The 17,981-nt window shown below is 65.7% G+C and carries 17 protein-coding genes; 15 read left to right on the top strand and 2 right to left on the bottom strand.

Annotation, left to right across the window (positions count from 1 at the left end):
• Positions 1-7: 7 nt before the first annotated feature.
• From C7I84_RS22930 to trmB, 11 genes are all read left to right on the top strand, one after another.
• On the top strand, positions 8-1,246 hold the full coding sequence (locus C7I84_RS22930; protein ID WP_106774544.1) for a phosphopentomutase: 1,239 nt from the start codon (positions 8-10) through the stop codon (positions 1,244-1,246).
• Positions 1,239-2,129, top strand: a complete 891-nt coding sequence (mutM, locus tag C7I84_RS22935) for a bifunctional DNA-formamidopyrimidine glycosylase/DNA-(apurinic or apyrimidinic site) lyase (RefSeq protein WP_106774545.1) — start codon at positions 1,239-1,241, stop codon at positions 2,127-2,129. Before C7I84_RS22930 ends, mutM begins: the two co-directional genes overlap by 8 nt.
• Before the next feature lie 34 nt (positions 2,130-2,163).
• Positions 2,164-2,937, top strand: coding sequence for an enoyl-CoA hydratase (locus C7I84_RS22940; RefSeq protein ID WP_106774546.1), 774 nt, complete (start codon positions 2,164-2,166; stop codon positions 2,935-2,937).
• 149 nt (positions 2,938-3,086) lie between these two features.
• A complete protein-coding gene (gene rpsT / locus C7I84_RS22945) occupies positions 3,087-3,353 on the top strand; it encodes a 30S ribosomal protein S20 (protein ID WP_106774547.1) in 267 nt (88 codons plus the stop codon).
• A gap of 902 nt (positions 3,354-4,255) precedes the next feature.
• Positions 4,256-5,707, top strand: coding sequence for a chromosomal replication initiator protein DnaA (gene dnaA / locus C7I84_RS22950; protein ID WP_245428573.1), 1,452 nt, complete (start codon positions 4,256-4,258; stop codon positions 5,705-5,707).
• A gap of 180 nt (positions 5,708-5,887) precedes the next feature.
• Positions 5,888-7,006, top strand: a complete 1,119-nt coding sequence (dnaN, locus tag C7I84_RS22955) for a DNA polymerase III subunit beta (protein WP_106774548.1) — start codon at positions 5,888-5,890, stop codon at positions 7,004-7,006.
• Between the two features lie 23 nt (positions 7,007-7,029).
• A complete protein-coding gene (recF, locus tag C7I84_RS22960) occupies positions 7,030-8,175 on the top strand; it encodes a DNA replication/repair protein RecF (protein WP_106774549.1) in 1,146 nt (381 codons plus the stop codon).
• A gap of 105 nt (positions 8,176-8,280) precedes the next feature.
• Positions 8,281-9,870 carry an apolipoprotein N-acyltransferase gene (lnt, locus tag C7I84_RS22965; RefSeq protein ID WP_106774550.1) on the top strand — a complete coding sequence of 530 codons (1,590 nt, stop codon included), beginning with the start codon at positions 8,281-8,283 and terminating at the stop codon, positions 9,868-9,870.
• 75 nt (positions 9,871-9,945) lie between these two features.
• Positions 9,946-10,365, top strand: coding sequence for a helix-turn-helix domain-containing protein (locus C7I84_RS22970; protein WP_106774551.1), 420 nt, complete (start codon positions 9,946-9,948; stop codon positions 10,363-10,365).
• Between the two features lie 138 nt (positions 10,366-10,503).
• Complete coding sequence (gene metK / locus C7I84_RS22975; protein ID WP_106774552.1) at positions 10,504-11,763, top strand: methionine adenosyltransferase; 1,260 nt, start codon at positions 10,504-10,506, stop codon at positions 11,761-11,763.
• Positions 11,764-11,780: 17 nt separating this feature from the next.
• Positions 11,781-12,482 (top strand): tRNA (guanine(46)-N(7))-methyltransferase TrmB, encoded by a 702-nt coding sequence (trmB, locus tag C7I84_RS22980; RefSeq protein ID WP_106774553.1) that lies wholly within the window; start codon positions 11,781-11,783, stop codon positions 12,480-12,482.
• Between the two features lie 92 nt (positions 12,483-12,574).
• On the opposite strand, the gene C7I84_RS30175 is transcribed toward trmB, so the two are convergent.
• Both C7I84_RS30175 and C7I84_RS22985 read right to left on the bottom strand, forming a co-directional pair.
• The gene (locus C7I84_RS30175) at positions 12,575-12,736 is read right to left on the bottom strand and encodes a hypothetical protein (RefSeq protein ID WP_165816181.1); all 162 of its coding nucleotides are present in this window, start codon (positions 12,734-12,736) and stop codon (positions 12,575-12,577) included.
• Positions 12,737-13,429: 693 nt separating this feature from the next.
• Positions 13,430-14,434 (bottom strand): hypothetical protein, encoded by a 1,005-nt coding sequence (locus C7I84_RS22985; protein WP_106774554.1) that lies wholly within the window; start codon positions 14,432-14,434, stop codon positions 13,430-13,432.
• Between the two features lie 303 nt (positions 14,435-14,737).
• Here C7I84_RS22985 and rimP point away from each other — a divergent pair, with 303 nt between their 5' ends.
• The 4 genes from rimP to C7I84_RS23005 form a co-directional block, all read left to right on the top strand.
• Positions 14,738-15,349, top strand: a complete 612-nt coding sequence (rimP, locus tag C7I84_RS22990; protein WP_106774555.1) for a ribosome maturation factor RimP — start codon at positions 14,738-14,740, stop codon at positions 15,347-15,349.
• A 43-nt stretch (positions 15,350-15,392) separates the two neighbouring features.
• Positions 15,393-16,982, top strand: a complete 1,590-nt coding sequence (gene nusA / locus C7I84_RS22995; protein WP_106774556.1) for a transcription termination factor NusA — start codon at positions 15,393-15,395, stop codon at positions 16,980-16,982.
• 35 nt (positions 16,983-17,017) lie between these two features.
• Complete coding sequence (locus C7I84_RS23000; protein ID WP_106774557.1) at positions 17,018-17,668, top strand: RNA-binding protein; 651 nt, start codon at positions 17,018-17,020, stop codon at positions 17,666-17,668.
• Positions 17,665-17,981: translation initiation factor IF-2 associated domain-containing protein (locus tag C7I84_RS23005; RefSeq protein WP_207771055.1), on the top strand; the 317-nt coding region annotated here is incomplete at its 3' end. The genes C7I84_RS23000 and C7I84_RS23005, both read left to right, overlap by 4 nt.

The following is a 17,981-nucleotide window of genomic DNA, read 5'->3' on the forward strand; positions in this document are numbered from 1 at the left end:
GACGCCCATGGCACGCGCCTTCCTCTTCGTTCTCGATTCTTTCGGCGTCGGCGGCGCGGCGGACGGCGCACGCTTCGGCGACGACGGCGCCGATACGCTCGGTCATATAGCGCGCGCCGCGGCCGCCGGCGGCGCGGACCAGCAAGGCCTGCGCAGCGGACCGCTGGCGCTGCCCGTCATGGCCTCGCTCGGGCTCGGCGAGGCGGCCCGCATCGCCAGCGGCAGCAATCCGTTCGAAGGGGCACGGCAGCGCGACGGCGCCTTTTTTGGCGCGGCGGAAGAAGTCTCGATCGGCAAGGACACCATCACCGGACACTGGGAGATCGCCGGCGTGCCCGTGCCCTTCGCCTGGGGCTATTTTCCCGAGACCGTGCCGGCCTTTCCGGCGGAGTTGACCGAAGCGATCATCCGCGAGGGCGGGGTGCCCGGCATCCTCGCCAACCGCCATGCGGCGGGCACCCAGGTCATCGAGGATTTCGGCGAGGAGCACGTCCGCACCGGCAAGCCGATCTGCTACACGTCGGCCGATTCCGTGCTGCAGATCGCCGCGCACGAGACGCATTTCGGGCTGGAGCGGCTCTACCGCTTCTGCCAGACGGTGCGGAAACTGGTCGACCCGCTGAACATCGGCCGGGTGATCGCAAGGCCGTTCTTGGGTGAGACCGCCGCCACCTTCGAGCGCACCCCCAACCGCCGCGACTATTCGGTGCCGCCGCCGGAGCCGACCGTGCTCGACCGTCTCGTGGGGCGGGGGAGCAAGGTGATCGGCATGGGCAAGATCGGCGACATCTTCGCCCATCGCGGCCTCAGCGAAATGCGCAAGGCAGCCGGCAACCTGGCGCTCTTCGACAAGACGCTGGCGGCCATGGACGAGGCGGGCGATGGCGACCTGGTCTTCGCCAACTTCGTCGATTTCGACACCGATTTCGGCCATCGTCGCGACGTGCCCGGCTATGCCGCTGCGCTGGAAGCCTTCGACCGCCGCCTGCCCGAGGCATTCGCCAGGCTGCGGGCCGGCGACCTGCTGCTGCTCACCGCCGATCATGGCTGCGATCCGACCTGGCACGGTACCGACCACACGCGCGAGCGTGTGCCGATCTTCGGCCTGCTGCCGGGCGGCAAAGGCGGATCGGTCGGACTGCGCAAGACCTATGCCGACATCGGCGAGACCGTCGCCGCCCATCTCGGCCTGGAGAAGGGCCGGCATGGAACCCCGTTCGAGAAGACCATAACCGACCATGCCTGAGCTGCCCGAGGTCGAGACGGTCCGGCGCGGCCTGCAGCCGGTGATGGAAGGCGCCCGCATCGCCAGCGTGGAGCTGCGGCGCGGCGACCTGCGCTTCCCCTTCCCCGAGCGTTTCGCCGAGCGCCTGGCGGGAAAGCGGATCGCCGGGCTCGGCCGGCGGGCGAAATATCTGCTGCTCGACGTCGAGGGCGGGCCGGCGGTGGTCTGCCATCTCGGCATGTCCGGCTCGTTCCGCATCGAAAGCGGCGACGACGCTTCGGTGCCCGGAATATTTCATCACGAACGGTCGAAAGCGGCGGCGCACGACCACGTCGTCTTCCATCTGGAGCCGCCAGAGGGCGGGGCGGCGCGCGTGATCTACAACGACCCGCGGCGCTTCGGCTTCATGCTGCTCGCCGAGGATGGGGCCGCCGGCCATCCGATGCTCGCCGGCCTCGGCCCGGAGCCGACCGGCAACGCGCTCGACGGCGCGCTGCTGCGCGAATTGCTGCACGGCCGGATCGCGCCGCTGAAGGCCGCACTGCTCGACCAGCGCACCATCGCCGGGCTCGGCAACATCTATGTCTGCGAGGCACTGTGGCGCGCCGGCCTGTCCCCGCTGCGCGAGGCCGGCAGCATCGCCGGGCGCGGCAAAAAGGCGGCGGTGCGCACCGACACGCTCGCCGACGCGATCCGCGCGGTCATCGCCGAGGCGATCGAGGCGGGTGGCTCGTCGCTGCGCGACCATATCCAGACGGACGGCTCGCTCGGCTATTTCCAGCATTCCTTCTCCGTCTACGACCGCGAGGGCGAGCCATGCCGGCGGCCGGGCTGCGGCGGGCATGTAGAGCGCGTCGTGCAGTCGGGCCGCTCGACCTTCTATTGCCGCTCCTGCCAGAAGTAGGCTAACCCCCGGTCCATCAGAGAGGAGAGATCGCATGGCGTATGAAACGATCCTGGTCGAGACGCGGGGCAAGGTGGGCCTGATCACCCTCAACCGCCCGAAGGCGCTCAACGCGCTCAACACCGAGGTGCTGACCGAACTGCTCGCCGCCGCCCGCGCCTTCGAAGCGGACCCGAGGATCGGCGCGCTTGTGCTGACCGGGTCGGACAAGGCCTTCGCCGCCGGCGCCGACATCAAGGAGATGCAGTCCCAGACCTATGTCGACATGTATCTGGCCGACTTCTTCAGCGGCTGGGAGGATTTCACCCGGCTGCGCAAGCCGATCATCGCCGCGGTCGCCGGCTACGCGCTCGGCGGCGGCTGCGAGCTCGCCATGATGTGCGACTTCATCATCGCCGCCGACACGGCGAAGTTCGGCCAGCCGGAGATCACGCTGGGCGTCATCCCCGGCATGGGCGGCTCGCAGCGGCTGACCCGCTTCGTCGGCAAGTCCAAGGCCATGGACATGTGCCTGACCGGGCGGATGATGGACGCGGCCGAGGCGGAGCGTTGCGGGCTGGTGTCGCGCCTGGTGCCGGCGGGCGAGCTGATCGAGGAGGCGCTGAAGGCGGCCGACAAGATCGCCGGCTTCTCGCTGCCGGCGGTGATGATGGCCAAGGAAGCCGTCAACCGCTCCTACGAGACGACGCTCGGCGAAGGCCTGCGCTTCGAGCGCCGGCTCTTTCACTCGCTGTTCGCCTTCGAGGATCAGAAGGAAGGCATGGCCGCCTTCGCCGAAAAACGCTCGGCGAATTTCCAGAACCGATGAGTCGGGAGGCGGGCCGGAATCGGCGTTGACGGGGCGGCAAAGCTCCTCTATAAGCCGCGCCAGATGAGGGGGTGGCCTGGAGCCGCCCGGTTATTTTGTTGTCTAGGTGATCTTGCCGGACAACCATCACGAGATACGAGAGAGGCACCATGGCCAATACGTCTTCGGCCAAGAAAGCTACGCGCAAGATCGCCCGTCGCACCGCGATCAACAAGAACCGCCGGTCGCGTGTGCGTACCTTCGTGCGCAAGGTCGAAGAGGCGCTGGCCGCCGGCGACAAGGCCGCCGCGGAGGCCGCCTTTCAGGTCGCGCAGCCCGAATTGATGCGCGCCGCCACCAAAGGCGTGCTGCATCGCAACACGGCTTCCCGGAAGGTCTCGCGCCTGGCGCAGCGCCTTAAGACCCTTTCCGCCTGACCTCCACACACGCTTCGCGAGCATGCCGACCCGGCCGCTAAAGGCCGGGTTTTCGTTTGTCATCTAACATCCCGGATCACCCGCCGACCCCTCGTCGACGGGCGGCGCGACGTGCCCGGATGCCGACGCCGCGGCGCCCGCGCGGCCGCTGCTGTTTGCCCCGCACCGCACAAAAATCGGCATCCCGTTGCGGCAGGCGTCGCAATTTGGTCAAAATCCAAAATCCAAGCGTTTTCAGCCTGTTAGTATGATATTATCCACAGGCTGTCCACCACCTGCGGGGATTTTCAGAGGTTTGGGCTATCAGGAAAAAAATTAAAAACTATTTCGCCGACACGCTCCTTCCGAAGACCGCCGGACGGAAGGTGATGATTCATAAGGTCTTGGCCGCGACTTTCGTCTCGGAACGGCCGGAATTCAGCACTTTCGTCGTCGGCTAACTTTAAAAAACAGTTGGCTCGGACCTTGCGGGGCGCCCCCCCGGTTTTGTAAAGTCTCCCTATTGAGAAGACAGGCCTGCGGCCGACCAATCCTAGCAAATGCGGCGGGATGCACAACGCGGAGCGATTCCGTGTTGAGGATGCATGCGTCTTCTCGAGCGACTGACGAGTGGGGTAGCCAACGCGTTTGGGAACGGGTGCGCTTCGGCCTCTGGCCGGAGGGTGCTGGTTGTTGCCCGAGAAGCAGGATCGGTGCGGACCGGTCCGCGCTGCGGTCGGGTTTCAGCACGAGAGCGGTCCGGGGTTCTGCCGCGGATCAAAATGCGGACATTCGTGCCGGCGCGGCGGGCCCCGGCGGCGATACGAGGAAGGAAAGTCGAGGTGGACAACATGCACGGCGGCGCTGGAGGAGAGGCCAAGTCGGGTTTCCTTCTCCCGACGAATCGAGCCGAAGACAAAGGCATGCTGGCAGCGGACGGCGCCGATACTGTCTTCGAACGGGTCAAGACCCAACTCAAGGCGCGACTGGGAAGCGAGGTCTATTCGAGCTGGTTCGGACGCATGAAGCTTGCAGAAGCTTCGAAGGGGCTCGTGCGCATTTCCGTTCCCACCGCCTTCCTCCGGTCCTGGATCAACGGGCACTATCTCGATCTTGTGTCCGACATCTGGAGGCAGGAGGACGCGAGCGTCCTGAAGGTCGAGTTCATCGCGCGCACCGCCACCCGGGCTGCGCTTCCCGCGCCGGAGGCCGACGCCCCGCGCAAGGCCGCGCGGCAGATCCACTCGGCACTGTCGGCCGGCACCACGGCCATGCCGGCCGCGGCGCGCGACCAGCCGCGCCGCCCGCTTTCGGACGCGGAAACCAGGTCGAGCGTGCTCGGCTCGCCGCTCGACCCGCGCTATACTTTCGAATCTTTTGTCGAAGGCTCGGCCAACCGGGTGGCGCTGGCCGCCGCAAAGGCGGTCGCGGAATCGGCCTCGCGCTTCAATCCGCTGTTCCTGCATGCCTCGGTGGGGCTCGGCAAGACGCACCTGCTGCAGGCCATCGCCGCCGAGGCGGTGCGCCAGAACGGCAAGTCGCGCGTCGTCTATCTGACCGCGGAATATTTCATGTGGCGCTTCGCCACTGCCATCCGTGACAACAATGCGCTGACGCTGAAGGAGCAACTGCGCGACATCGACCTCCTGATCATCGACGACATGCAGTTCCTGCAGGGCAAGTCGATCCAAAACGAGTTCTGCCACCTGATCAACATGCTGCTGGACAGCGCCAAGCAGGTCGTGGTGGCGGCGGACCGGCCGCCCGCCGAGCTGGAATCGCTGGAGCCGCGCGTGCGCTCCCGCCTCGTCGGCGGGGTGGCGCTTGAGATGGCGGCGCCCGATTTCGCCATGCGTCTCGGCATGCTGAGGCTGCGCCGGGCCGCGGCCAGGACCGAGGACGGTGCCGGGGAAATCGGCGACGAAATCCTGGAGCATGTCGCCCGCACCGTCACCGGCAGCGGTCGCGAGCTCGAAGGCGCCTTCAACCAGCTGCTGTTCCGGCAGAGCTTCGAGCCGCAGATCACCATCGACCGGATCGACGACATCCTGCGCCACATGTATCGCTCCGGCGAACCGAAGCGGCCGCGCATCGAGGACATCCAGCGCATCGTCGCCCGGCACTACAACGTGTCGAAGACCGAGCTGCTGTCCAACCGGCGCACGCGCACCATCGTCAAGCCGCGTCAGGTTGCCATGTACCTCGCCAAGGTCATGACGCCGCGCTCGCTGCCGGAGATCGGCCGGCGGTTCGGCGGCCGTGACCACACCACGGTCCTGCACGCGGTGCGCAAGATCGAAGACCTCTCGGGCAGCGACAATTCGCTCGCCCAGGAGCTCGAACTGCTGCGGCGGCTGATCAGCGACCAAGCCTGAGCGCATCCGCGGCCGCGGCCGTTTTCCACACAAGCCCGCGGAACGGCCGCCAGGCCGTTCCGCGGGCTTGCCATTGCGAGTCTTTTGCTGTCAGTCTGTTCCGGAGTCCCGCCATAACAGGCGGTTCGGCGGCGACCCTCCGCCGACTGTCAGTGTCAAGCAAATCGAGCCGGTTTCGTCATGCGCGTAGTTCTGGAACGCTCAAATCTCCTCAAGTCCCTCAACCACGTCCACCGCGTGGTCGAACGCCGCAACACGATACCGATCCTGTCCAACGTCATGCTCGCCACGGAAGGCAGCAGCCTCGAGCTGAAGGCCACGGACCTCGACCTCGAGATCACCGAGGCGACGGCGGCGCAGGTCGAGCAGGCCGGCGGCACGACGGTGCCGGCCCACCTGCTCTACGAGATCGTCCGCAAGCTGCCGGACGGTGCCGAGGTGATGCTGCGCACCGACGATGACGGGAATTCCATGTCGGTGGTCGCCGGGCGCTCCAACTTCCGCCTGCAATGCCTGCCGCAGTCGGATTTCCCGCAACTGACGGCGGGATCGTTCTCGCACTTCTTCAGGATGGATTCGGCGGCGCTGAAGAGGCTGATCGACAAGACCCAGTTCGCGATCTCCACCGAGGAGACCCGCTATTACCTCAACGGCATCTACCTGCATGCCGTGGAGGTCGACGGAAAGCTGAAGCTGCGCGCGGTGGCGACCGACGGCCACCGGCTGGCGCGCGCCGAGATGGATGCGCCGACCGGCACGGAGGGCATGCCCGGCATCATCATTCCGCGCAAGACGGTGAGCGAGCTGCAGAAGCTGGTCGACACACCGGACGTGGTGGTGACGACCGAATTGTCGGATACCAAGATCCGCTTCACCATCGGCGGCGTCGTGCTCACCTCCAAGCTGATCGACGGCACCTTCCCCGACTACCAGCGGGTGATCCCGATCGGCAACGACAAGCGGCTGATGATCGACCGGGAGAGTTTCGCCCGCGCCGTCGACCGCGTGTCCACCGTCTCCTCGGAGCGCGGCCGGGCGGTCAAGATCTCGATCGCCGACGCCCTGGTGACGCTGACCGTCAACAATCCGGATTCCGGCAGCGCCACCGAGGAGCTGGCCGCGGACTATTCGGCCGACCCCATGGAGATCGGCTTCAACGCCAAATATCTGCTCGATGTCGCAGCGCAGCTTTCCGGCGAAAACGCCCGCTTCATGCTGGCGGATGCCGGCTCGCCGACGCTGATCCACGACACGACGGATGACGATACGCTCTACGTGCTGATGCCGATGCGGGTGTGAGCCGGACCGACCTCTCGCCTCCCATGTCCGACCATCCGGCGCCGGTCCACCTGACCAGGCTGCGCCTGACCGATTTCCGCAATTACGAGACGCTCGACCTGCCGTTCGAGCCGCGATCGGTGGTGTTTTCGGGCGACAACGGCGCCGGCAAGACCAATCTGCTCGAGGCGATCTCGATGCTGGCGCCCGGGCGGGGCCTGCGCCGCGCCACCTACGAGGAAATGACGCGCGAGGGCAGCGAGGACGGCTTCGCCGTCCATGCGGCGCTCGACGGCCCTTTCGACACCGTCGAGATCGGCACCGGAACCGCCGGCGCGGCCGGGCCCGACGGCGGGCGGCGCATCCGCATCAACGGGGCGCCGGCGAAATCCGCCGAAACCCTGCTCGAATGGGTGCGGGTGGTCTGGCTGACGCCGGCGATGGACGCGCTGTTCACCGGGCCGGCGGCGGACCGCCGGCGCTTCTTCGACCGCATGGTGCTGACGGTCGATCCGGGCCACGGCCAGCGCGCGCTCGCCTTCGAGAAGGCCATGCGCGGCCGCAACCGGCTGCTGGCCGAAGGCGGCCGCGACCAGGGCTGGCTGACGGCGATCGAGGCGCAGATGGCGGAAGCCGGCGTGGCGATGGCGGCGGCGCGGCTGGAGCTGCTCGGCCTGCTCGAGGCGATGATCGGACGCATGCCCGGCTCCGGACCGTTTCCGCAGGCCGATATCGGGCTTTCGGGAACACTCGAGGATGAGATCGCCAAGCGCTCCGCGACCGACGTCGAGGAAAGCTACCGCGAAAGCCTGGCGGCGGCGCGTATGCGCGACCAGGCGGCGGGCCGAACGCTCGAAGGCCCGCATCGCTCCGACCTGCTGGTACGGCACCGGCAGAACGCCATGGCCGCCGAATATTGCTCCACCGGCGAGCAGAAGGCGCTGCTCGTCGGCATCGTGCTGTCGCATGCGCGGCTCGCCGCGGACATGGCGGGCCAGGTGCCGCTGGTGCTGCTCGACGAGATCGCCGCGCATCTCGATCTGCGCCGTCGCGCCGCGCTGTTTTCGATCCTCGATGACATAGGCTGCCAGACCTTCATGACCGGAACCGAATCCGCCCTGTTCTCGGCCCTTGACGGCAAGGCGCAATTCCTGAGCGTCGAGAAGGGCAGGGTAAGCGAGCGCGGATAGCCCGATGCCCGCAGGCCAGGAAAGCCGGCGGTGCGTTTGGGCGTTCGCTAATATCGGTCGGGCTGCTAAACCGGGGTCGGGGTGATTCGCGACGGGGAACTGCGTATGGAGCGCCTGTCGGGGCGTTTTATTCTGCTCTGGGGCTGGCGCCGTGCGCTGGCGGCGTTCCTTGCCGGCGCGTTCGCGGTGCTGGCGCAGGCTCCCTACGATTTTTTCGCCGCCGGTTTCGTTTCCTTCCCGGTGCTGGTCTGGTTGCTGGACGGCGCGTCGCCGCCTGTCGGGGCCACCTTCCTGCGCCGCCTGCGCCCGGCCTTCGCAATCGGCTGGTGGTTCGGCTTCGGCTATTTCCTCGCCGGCCTGTGGTGGATCGGCAGCGCCCTGCTGGTGGAGGCCGAAAGCTTCGCCTGGGCCCTGCCCTTCGCGGTGCTCGGCGTGCCGCTGCTGCTGGCCTTCTTCTACGGCTTCGCGACGGCGCTGGCGCGGCTGCTGTGGAGCGAGGGCATCGGCCGCATCGCCGCGCTCGCCTTCGGCTTCGGGCTCGCCGAATGGCTGAGGACGTTCCTGTTCACCGGCTTTCCGTGGAACGCGATCGGCTACGCCGCCATGCCGGTGCCGGTGCTGATGCAAAGCGTCACCGTGGTCGGCCTTGTCGGTATGGACGCGCTCGCCGTCTTCGTCTTCGCCATGCCCGCCCTGCTCTCCGGCGCGCGCCACCGCGGGATAGGGCTGGCGCTCGCCCTGGCATTGTGCGTGCTGCATGCCGGCTTCGGCATTTACCGCCTGTCCACGGCCGACCGGCCCGACCAGCAAAAGCTTGCGGTCCGGGTCGTCCAGCCCTCGGTGGACATGACCGTGAAATGGAACCCGGAAGAGCAGGACAAGGCTTTCTCCGATCTGCTGCGCCTGAGCGCCGAGCCTGCCGCCGCCGGGCGCGACAGGCCCGCGCTGATCGTCTGGCCGGAGACCTCGGTGCCGTTCCTGTTCACCGACAGACCCGACGCGCTGGCTGCCATCGGCGACACGCTGGCGGACGGACAGATGCTGCTTGCGGGAGCCGTGCGCACCGAAAGCGACGGCACGCGCCGGATGGCGATCGACTACAATTCCGTCTTGGCGATCGATTCCTCCGGAGAGATCGTCGACGCCGTGGACAAGGTGCATCTTGTTCCCTTCGGCGAATACCTTCCCTTTGCAGACTTCTTTGAGCGCATCGGCCTCAAGCAAATCGTCGCCGGCCCCATGAATTTCGCACCCGGAACCTTGCGAAAGGCCATCGACATTCCCGGCGGGTTGGCTGCCGTGCCGTTCATTTGCTATGAAATCATCTTTCCGCAACTGGTAGCAGTTGACGTTACGTCAGCGAATATTATTGTGAACGTCACGAATGACGCATGGTTCGGAGACACGCCTGGGCCCTATCAGCATTTCAGGCAGGCGCAACTCCGCACCGTCGAAACGGGACTGCCACTCGTGCGCGCAGCAAATACAGGCATTTCCGGCGCCGTCGACCAATACGGCCGAGTGATCGACGCCCTTGCGATCAATGCTCGTGGATACTTTGATATAGACCTTTCCATAGCCGCGCAGGCCGTTCGGCCGGCGCTTCCGGCCGCTACCATCGGCCTCGCCATTGTTGCCCTATTCGGCCTGCTTGCGGCAAGCACCTCCGCCAGCCGCCGCTGGCTGCCGAACTGATCCGCAGGCAGACGGACCAACTGCAGACTCGACACCGTATAAAAACCTTAAGTCGCTAACCAGCGAGGGGAAAAAATGAACGGGAGAGACAGCAAGAAAAAGCCGAATCCAACGGATATTCACGTCGGAAGCCGTATCCGGCTCCGCCGGAACATGCTTGGAATGAGCCAGGAAAAGCTCGGCGAGACGCTGGGAATAACATTCCAGCAGATCCAGAAATACGAAAAGGGCACCAACCGCGTCGGCGCCAGCCGCCTGCAGGCGATCTCGGAGGTCCTCGGCGTGCCGGTGTCGTTCCTGTTCGAGGACGCGCCAGGCCAGGACGGGACGGTGCGCGGGCTGGCGGAAGACGCTTCGGCCACCCTCGCCCTGGATTTCGCCACCAGCACCGAAGGCCTCCAGTTGAACAGGGCCTTCGTGAAGATCAGCGACGCCAAGATCCGCCGCAAGATCATTGACTTGGTCAAGGCTCTGGCCGCCGGCGAAAGCGAGTGATCGAAGGCTCGCGGAGCGGCCCGGGCGGCGCCGGCAAGGCAGGTAGTTTGTCGCGCGGGCTTGACGCGCCACCGGTTGCTTCGCTATCCGTCGCCCGCTGAAGCATCCTCCCGATGCAGCTTTCAAGAGGGGACACCCGTGGCGCGCCAGAACTATCTCTTTACATCGGAATCTGTTTCCGAAGGACATCCCGACAAAGTTTGCGACCGTATTTCCGACGAAATCGTCGATCTGGTCTATCGTGAAGCCAAGAAGGCCGGCATGAGCCCCTGGGACGTGCGCGTGGCCTGCGAGACGCTGGCGACGACGAACCGGGTGGTGATCGCCGGCGAAGTGCGCGTCCCCGAGACGCTGCTGAAGAAGGACAAGGACGGCAAGGTGGCGAAGGACGCCGCCGGGAATCCGCTGGTCAATCCGTCGAAGTTCAAGGCGGCCGCCCGCCGCGCCATCCGCGACATCGGCTACGAGCAGGACGGCTTCCACTGGAAGCATGCCAAGATCGACGTGCTGCTGCACGGCCAGTCGGCCGACATCGCGCAGGGTGTCGACAAGGCCCAGGATTCCAACGCCGAAGGCGCTGGCGACCAGGGCATCATGTTCGGCTATGCCTGCCGCGAGACCCCGGAACTGATGCCGGCACCGATCTATTACAGCCACAAGATCCTCGAGAACCTGTCGACGGCCCGCCGCGCCAATTCCAGCGACGCCGGCAGGCTCGGCCCGGACGCCAAGAGCCAGGTGACGGTCCGCTACGTCGACGGCAAGCCGGCCGACGTCACCCAGATCGTGCTGTCCACCCAGCATCTCGACGCCAACTGGGATTCGGCCAAGGTGCGCAAGGTGGTCGAGCCCTACATCCGCGAAGCGCTGGGTGATCTGAAGATCGCCGAGGACTGCAAGTGGTACGTCAACCCGACCGGCAAGTTCGTCATCGGCGGCCCCGACGGCGATGCCGGCCTCACCGGCCGCAAGATCATCGTCGATACCTATGGCGGCGCGGCCCCGCATGGCGGCGGCGCGTTCTCCGGCAAGGACACCACCAAGGTCGACCGTTCGGCGGCCTATGCGGCCCGCTACCTCGCCAAGAACGTGGTGGCCGCAGGGCTGGCCGACCGCTGCACCATCCAGCTCTCCTACGCCATCGGCGTTGCCCAGCCGCTGTCGGTCTATGTCGACCTGCACGGCACCGGCAAGATCGAGGAAGGCAAGCTGGAGGCGGCGCTGCGCGAGGTCATGGACCTGTCGCCCAGCGGCATCCGCAAGCATCTCGACCTCAACAAGCCGATCTACGCCAAGACCACGGCCTACGGCCATTTCGGCCGCAAGCCCGGCCGTGACGGCTCGTTCTCGTGGGAGAGGACGGACCTGGTGAAGGCGCTCAAGCAGGCTGTCGCCTGATCCTTGCACACGTCCCCATGACCGCAACCGGACCGCGCAGCCGCTCGACGGAAGGTTTTTTCGGGCGGCGGCGCGGCAGGCCGGTGCGGTCGCATCAGGCGACCGCGCTCGCCGATGGGCTGGCGCGACACAGGCTTGATCTCTCCAGTCCCGCCCCGGCCGATCTACGCGACCTTTTCCCCGCCGCGGTATCTGCGGTGCGGCTGGAGATCGGCTTCGGCGGCGGCGAGCACCTGCTGCACGCGCTCGAAGCCGAACCCGGCGTCGGTTTCATCGGTATCGAGCCGTTCGTCAACGGCATGGCCAAGCTGATGATGCGGGTCGAAGAGACGCGGCCCGCCAACCTGCGCGTCCATGACGACGACGCCATCCAGGTGCTGGATTGGCTGCAGCCCGGAGGGCTGGAGCGGATCGACCTCTTCTATCCCGATCCCTGGCCGAAGAAGAAACACTGGAAGCGGCGCTTCGTCAGTCTGCAGAATCTCGATCGATTTGCCCGCGTGCTCCGAGGCGGCGGCATTTTTCGCTTCGCGTCCGACATCGACACCTATGTCGACTGGACGCTGCTTGCCTGCCGGGCGCACCCCGCGTTCGAATGGCTCGCGGAGGAAGCAGCCGACTGGCATCGGCCTTTCGACAACTGGCCGGGCACGCGCTACGAGGCCAAGGCGATCCGCGAAGGCCGGCGACCGGCCTATCTCACCTTCCGGCGGCGCTGATCGGGCAAGCGGCCACCGGCGCTCTGGCTGCTGCCGACAGTCGCGTTACCCCGCGGCCGCTACAAAGGCCGCGCGCTGCCATCATGTGCTTGTCAGAAGTGCTTGATCTCGCGGAACCGCTCGGGATCGATTCCGAGCGCCCGCAGGTCGCGGGCGTTGGGCTGGCGGCCATGGTTTACGGCGGAAGCGGCGGCGATGGCGCTGCCGAAGATGCCAATCAACTCGCCGAAAGTGCTACGGCTACGGGTCGACATTGTCCTGTCCTCTGGCATTGTGCAATGCAACATAGATAGGAGGATGCCGGCCGCGGCGCCAGCGAATGGCGCGCAGGGGAGCCATGCGGCGCGCGCATTGCGTGAGAGCCGGGACAGCTGAAGCAATTCTAGCAAAAGTGTGGGCGTGGCTAGTGGGTCAGTTGAAATCCAACTTGGGCCCCGGCACCTACGGTGCCATAGTGAGGGCATGAGGGTTTCGCTCGCCATTCGAATTACGTTGTCATACGTTTTTGGCGTGGTTGGAAGTTTGCTGGCCGTGTCGAGCCCTTCGCCGCAACTTCTTTGGTCGGAGACGTTCTCGTTGTGCGCCGTTTATGTCGCGGCTGGCTTCATAGTGTCTTGGCCGCTGTATCTGGCGGCAGTTGTTGCAGCTTTCGCCTTTCCAATCGCCCTCACTGCAAGGCCGGGAGTGTGGACTTTAGCGGCAGTTTTTGTCGCAGCTAGCTTTTCTTTCCTTACTCTCCCATATAACGGGCACTTCAGATCATTTGCTACACTCGGGGCGCTGGCCGCTGTCCTCGCCGGGATTTGTTTCTACTGCATCAGTTTGACGAAACCGGTGGGTCAGAGTTCAAATTGACCCACTGCCGTTTTGCGTCCGGAGTTGAAAAAAACCAGGAAAGTTAGAGTAGCTCCGGTGAATCGAAGAAAATACTCAAACCGCCGCGAAAACTATGGGATGACATCCTTGATCCGCCGCAGCGGGGCAATGAGCGTTTCGTCGAGCGCGTCCTTGGCCCAGTTGGCAAAATCCTGCGCGTCCTTCACCCGCTTCCCGATCGCGTCCGCCAGGGCTGCGGGCTCCGACTCCGTCTCGCCCTTGCCCTTGTCCACCCGAAGCCTCGCCTTGGCCTTGTAGGTGTCGCTCGCGTTCACCGCGGCGACCACGGCGTCATAGGCGGCCAGCCAGTCCTTGTCGCCCGGCCCGACCTTGCGGTCGACGACGAACTTCGCCGCCTTGAACGCCGCGTCGTAGATGGCGCCCCCCGCCTCCTGTCTGCCGAGCAGCACGTGCTCGACCATGGCCCCGGCGATGAAGGCGTCCGCTTCGAAATGCGTTACCATGCCTCTGGCGTCGCGGAAATCCTGGATGAGATGCGTCACCTCATGGACGATCGTCATCGCCCGGTCGGTTTGCGAGAGGCCGGCATAGACGACGAGAATGTTGTGGCCCGAATGATATTCGCCTTGCGCCTGCGTCAGCATCGAAAGGCCGCCGACGCGGGCCTCGGCGCAGGTGACCTTGCCTGCCTCGACCAGCTTGCGCACCGACAGGTAGTCGATCGGCATGTAGGAGACGCCCGTCTTCGGGCTCTTGAACGCAATCTTCAGGATCGTCGGTCCCGAAAGCGCCTCGAAGACGGGCGCCAGCGCCGCCTCGCCGACCAGAGGCTCCAGTTCGATACCTCCGAACTCCTCGGCCAGTCGTACGTAATAGGTGAGGCGGGCGCGGATGGGCTCCACATCCTTCAGGTCTCTCTTGGTGCCTTTGACGAACTCGGCGATCGCGTTGGCCTGTTTTTCCGTTATCTTCTTCCGGCCCCTCATCATCGGCGCGATGATCGCGTCGATGTCCCAGGCGCGCAGCTTGTAGTCGGCCTTTTCCTTCGTTCTTGCCTTCCAGCGGTCCGCAATGCCCCGGTCGAACGCAGCTATCCTGTCGTAAAGCTCACCCATTCGAGAAACATCCTTCTCTCGCGCCGATGCCAGCAAGCAACACTACAACGAAAATGAGGCGTTTTCTTTTTCCGTTATGGAAAATACTTTTGTAAACCCCGGCATATTCACTGCTCGACATCGGGACGGCCGAGCCGGCCGAACTGCATTCCTTCGCAACACTGCGCAGGGCTTCATTCGCCTCACGGCACTTGAAAAGCCGCGACCGCTAGGCTATTTGGGGTACAAATTCTTGGTCGGTATGGAGAAGAGTGGGTCCACCCGGTCCCGCTCTTTTTTGTTACCCGACCCGGTGGAGCACAAATGACGGCCGAAAACGGCGTACAGGACGACCGCATCATCCGCGAGAGCGGGACCGAGGCACGGATCGCGACGATCATCGCGCCGGTGCTGCGCGCCATGCAGTATCGGCTCGTGCGGGTCCGCCTGACGGGGCAGAACGGGCTGACGCTGCAGATCATGGCGGAGCGCGAAGACGGCACCATGACGGTCGAGGACTGCGAAGAGGTGAGCCGGGCGGTATCGCCAGCCCTCGATGTCGACGATCCGATCGACAAGGCGTATCATCTGGAAGTGTCGTCGCCGGGCATCGACCGGCCGCTGGTGCGCAAGTCGGATTTCGCGACCTGGAAGGGCCATCTCGTCAAGGTCGACACGTCGGTCCTCGTCGCCGACCGCAAGCGTTTCCGCGGCAGGATCGAGGAGGCGGACGAGGACGGCATCGTTATCGCCCGCGACCAGCCGGCCTATGGCGACGAGCCGACCGCGCGGATACCGTTCGAGACGATCGCCGAGGCGCGGCTGATCCTGACCGACGATCTCGTCCGCGACGCGCTGAGCAAGGACAACAGGGCCCGCAAGGAGGCGCGCAGGCGCCAGAGCGAGGCCGACCAGGACAACGAAACAGAAGAGTGAATGGACGGCCGGCGGATCCGGCACGGTTCAGGGAGACGACAAAATGGTAGTCAGTGCGAACAGGCTCGAGCTGCTGCAGATCGCCGACGCGGTCGCGCGCGAGAAGTCGATCGACAAGTCGATCGTCATCGCCGCCATGGCCGACGCGATCCAGAAGGCGGCGCGCTCGCGTTACGGCCAGGAGACCAACATCCGCGCCGACATCAACGCGAACACCGGCGAGATGAAGCTGCAGCGACTGATGGAAGTGGTCGAGACGGTCGAGGATTATGCGACGCAGATCGCGCTGTCGTCGGCGCGCGAGCGCAATCCCGACGCCGAGATCGGCGACTTCATCGCCGAGCAGCTGCCGCCGATGGATTTCGGCCGCATCGCCGCCCAGTCGGCCAAGCAGGTGATCGTGCAGAAGGTGCGCGAGGCCGAGCGCGACCGACAGTACGACGAATACAAGGACCGCATCGGCGAGATCGTCAACGGCACGGTCAAGCGCGTCGAATACGGCAACGTCATCGTCGACCTCGGCCGCGGCGAGGCGATCATCCGCCGCGACGAGCTGATCCCGCGCGAGAACTACAAATATGGCGACCGCGTCCGCGCCTATGTCTACGACGTGCGCCGCGAGCAGCGCGGCCCGCAAATCTTCCTGTCGCGCACCCATCCGCAGTTCATGGCGAAGCTGTTCACCATGGAGGTGCCGGAGATCTATGACGGCATCATCGAGATCAAGTCGGTCGCCCGCGACCCGGGCAGCCGCGCCAAGATCGCGGTGATCTCCCGTGATTCCTCGATCGACCCGGTCGGCGCCTGCGTCGGCATGCGCGGTTCGCGCGTGCAGGCGGTGGTCGCCGAGCTGCAGGGCGAGAAGATCGACATCATCCCGTGGTCGCCATCGGCCGCGTCCTTCATCGTCAACGCGCTGCAGCCTGCGGAAGTCGCCAAGGTGGTGCTCGACGAGGATGCCGAGCGGATCGAGGTGGTGGTGCCCGACGACCAGCTGTCGCTGGCGATCGGCCGGCGCGGCCAGAACGTGCGGCTCGCCTCGCAGCTCACCGGCTGGGACATCGACATCCTCACCGAGCAGGAAGAGAGCGAGCGGCGCCAGAAGGAGTTCGTCGAGCGCTCGAACCTGTTCATGGAAGCGCTCAACGTCGACGAGATGGTCGGCCAGGTGCTGGCCTCGGAAGGCTTCACCAGCGTCGAGGAGGTCGCCTATGTCGATGCCGACGAGATTTCCTCGATCGACGGCTTCGACGAGGACACCGCCAGCGAGATCCAGGCTCGCGCCCGCGACTATCTTGCGAAGATCGAGGCCGAGCACGATGAGAAGCGCAAAACACTCGGCGTGGAGGACGAGCTGCGCGAGATCCCGGGCATGACCACTGCCATGATGGTGACGCTGGGCGAGGACGGCGTGAAGACGATCGAGGACTTCGCCGGCTACGCCGTCGACGATCTGGTCGGCTGGAAGGAACGTAAGGACGGCGAGACCAAGACCTATCCAGGCGTGCTCGCGGCGCATGAGGTGTCGCGCGCCGACGCCGAGAACATGGTGCTGGCGGCCCGGCTCAAGGCCGGCTGGATCACCGAGGACGAGGCCGCCGTCGAAGAAGACGCCGTGGCGGCGGACGCGTGAGGTGACCCATCGCCAGGCAACCCCTTCTCGACGAGATGAACGATCGCACCTGCATCGTTTCGCGCGAACGGCGCGAGCCGGATGAGCTGATCCGGTTCGTCGTCGCTCCCGACGGCACGGTCGTACCCGATCTCAAGAGAAAACTGCCCGGCCGCGGTTGCTGGGTGAGCGCCGATCGCCTACATGTGGAGAAGGCGGTCGCGAAGAACCTTTTCGCGCGCGCCTTCAAACGGCAGGTCGGCGTCCCTCCCGCCCTCGCGGACATGGTGGACGGCATTCTTGCCCAATCGGCGCTCGGGGCTGTCGGGCTCGCTCGCAAGGCGGGGGCGGTTGCATTGGGTGCCGCGAAAGTCGACAATGCGGTGCGCAGCGGCGAAGCGCTGCTCGTGCTGCATGCCACGGATGCCTCTCCGGACGGTGTCCGCAAGGTAACCCAGGCCAGGCGAGCGACCGCCCATCTCGGCGGACCGGAAATCCGTGCCTACAAACTTTTCTCGGAAGCCGAATTGGGTTTGGCATTGGGCGGCACAAATGTGATACATGCTGCCGTTCTCGCGCAGGAAGCGGGAAGAGCGGCTGCACGGCGCGTGGCGGCGCTCGACCGCTACCGGGGCGGATCCCCGGATGATGAAGCGATGTTTGCGGCGATCGCCGAAGACGAGACAGCCGCAGAGGATATGGAATGAGCGATACGAAATCCGGCGACGACAACACGTTGACCGTCAACACCAAGAAGACGCTGAGCCTGAAGCCGGCCGGCGTCACGCAGGGCACCGTGCGCCAGAATTTCTCGCACGGCCGCACCAAGCAGGTCGTCGTCGAGACCAAGAAGCGCAAGTTCTCGATGCCGGGCGAGCGTGCGGAACCGCATCAGCAGGCACCCGTGTTCACGCCGCGCCCGCAGACGCCGGCCGCCCCGCCGCCGCCTGCGCGTCCGCAGGTCGCGGCGCCGCAGCCCGCCGCGCCGCAGGCCGTTGCGCCCGCTCCCCAGAGCCCGCC

This window comes from Kumtagia ephedrae, from assembly GCF_003012745.1.
GTDB classification, from domain to species: Bacteria; Pseudomonadota; Alphaproteobacteria; order Rhizobiales; family Rhizobiaceae; genus Kumtagia; species Kumtagia ephedrae.

What these genes read in the sequence shown, in the direction of transcription:
- C7I84_RS22930 (WP_106774544.1), top strand. Translation starts at nt 8, where the DNA reads ATGGCACGCGCCTTCCTCTTCGTTCTCGATTCTTTCGGCGTCGGCGGC.
- mutM (WP_106774545.1), top strand. Translation starts at nt 1,239, where the DNA reads ATGCCTGAGCTGCCCGAGGTCGAGACGGTCCGGCGCGGCCTGCAGCCG.
- C7I84_RS22940 (WP_106774546.1), top strand. Translation starts at nt 2,164, where the DNA reads ATGGCGTATGAAACGATCCTGGTCGAGACGCGGGGCAAGGTGGGCCTG.
- rpsT (WP_106774547.1), top strand. Translation starts at nt 3,087, where the DNA reads ATGGCCAATACGTCTTCGGCCAAGAAAGCTACGCGCAAGATCGCCCGT.
- dnaA (WP_245428573.1), top strand. Translation starts at nt 4,256, where the DNA reads ATGCTGGCAGCGGACGGCGCCGATACTGTCTTCGAACGGGTCAAGACC.
- dnaN (WP_106774548.1), top strand. Translation starts at nt 5,888, where the DNA reads ATGCGCGTAGTTCTGGAACGCTCAAATCTCCTCAAGTCCCTCAACCAC.
- recF (WP_106774549.1), top strand. Translation starts at nt 7,030, where the DNA reads ATGTCCGACCATCCGGCGCCGGTCCACCTGACCAGGCTGCGCCTGACC.
- lnt (WP_106774550.1), top strand. Translation starts at nt 8,281, where the DNA reads ATGGAGCGCCTGTCGGGGCGTTTTATTCTGCTCTGGGGCTGGCGCCGT.
- C7I84_RS22970 (WP_106774551.1), top strand. Translation starts at nt 9,946, where the DNA reads ATGAACGGGAGAGACAGCAAGAAAAAGCCGAATCCAACGGATATTCAC.
- trmB (WP_106774553.1), top strand. Translation starts at nt 11,781, where the DNA reads ATGACCGCAACCGGACCGCGCAGCCGCTCGACGGAAGGTTTTTTCGGG.
- C7I84_RS30175 (WP_165816181.1), bottom strand. Translation starts at nt 12,736, where the DNA reads ATGTCGACCCGTAGCCGTAGCACTTTCGGCGAGTTGATTGGCATCTTC.
- C7I84_RS22985 (WP_106774554.1), bottom strand. Translation starts at nt 14,434, where the DNA reads ATGGGTGAGCTTTACGACAGGATAGCTGCGTTCGACCGGGGCATTGCG.
- rimP (WP_106774555.1), top strand. Translation starts at nt 14,738, where the DNA reads ATGACGGCCGAAAACGGCGTACAGGACGACCGCATCATCCGCGAGAGC.
- nusA (WP_106774556.1), top strand. Translation starts at nt 15,393, where the DNA reads ATGGTAGTCAGTGCGAACAGGCTCGAGCTGCTGCAGATCGCCGACGCG.
- C7I84_RS23000 (WP_106774557.1), top strand. Translation starts at nt 17,018, where the DNA reads ATGAACGATCGCACCTGCATCGTTTCGCGCGAACGGCGCGAGCCGGAT.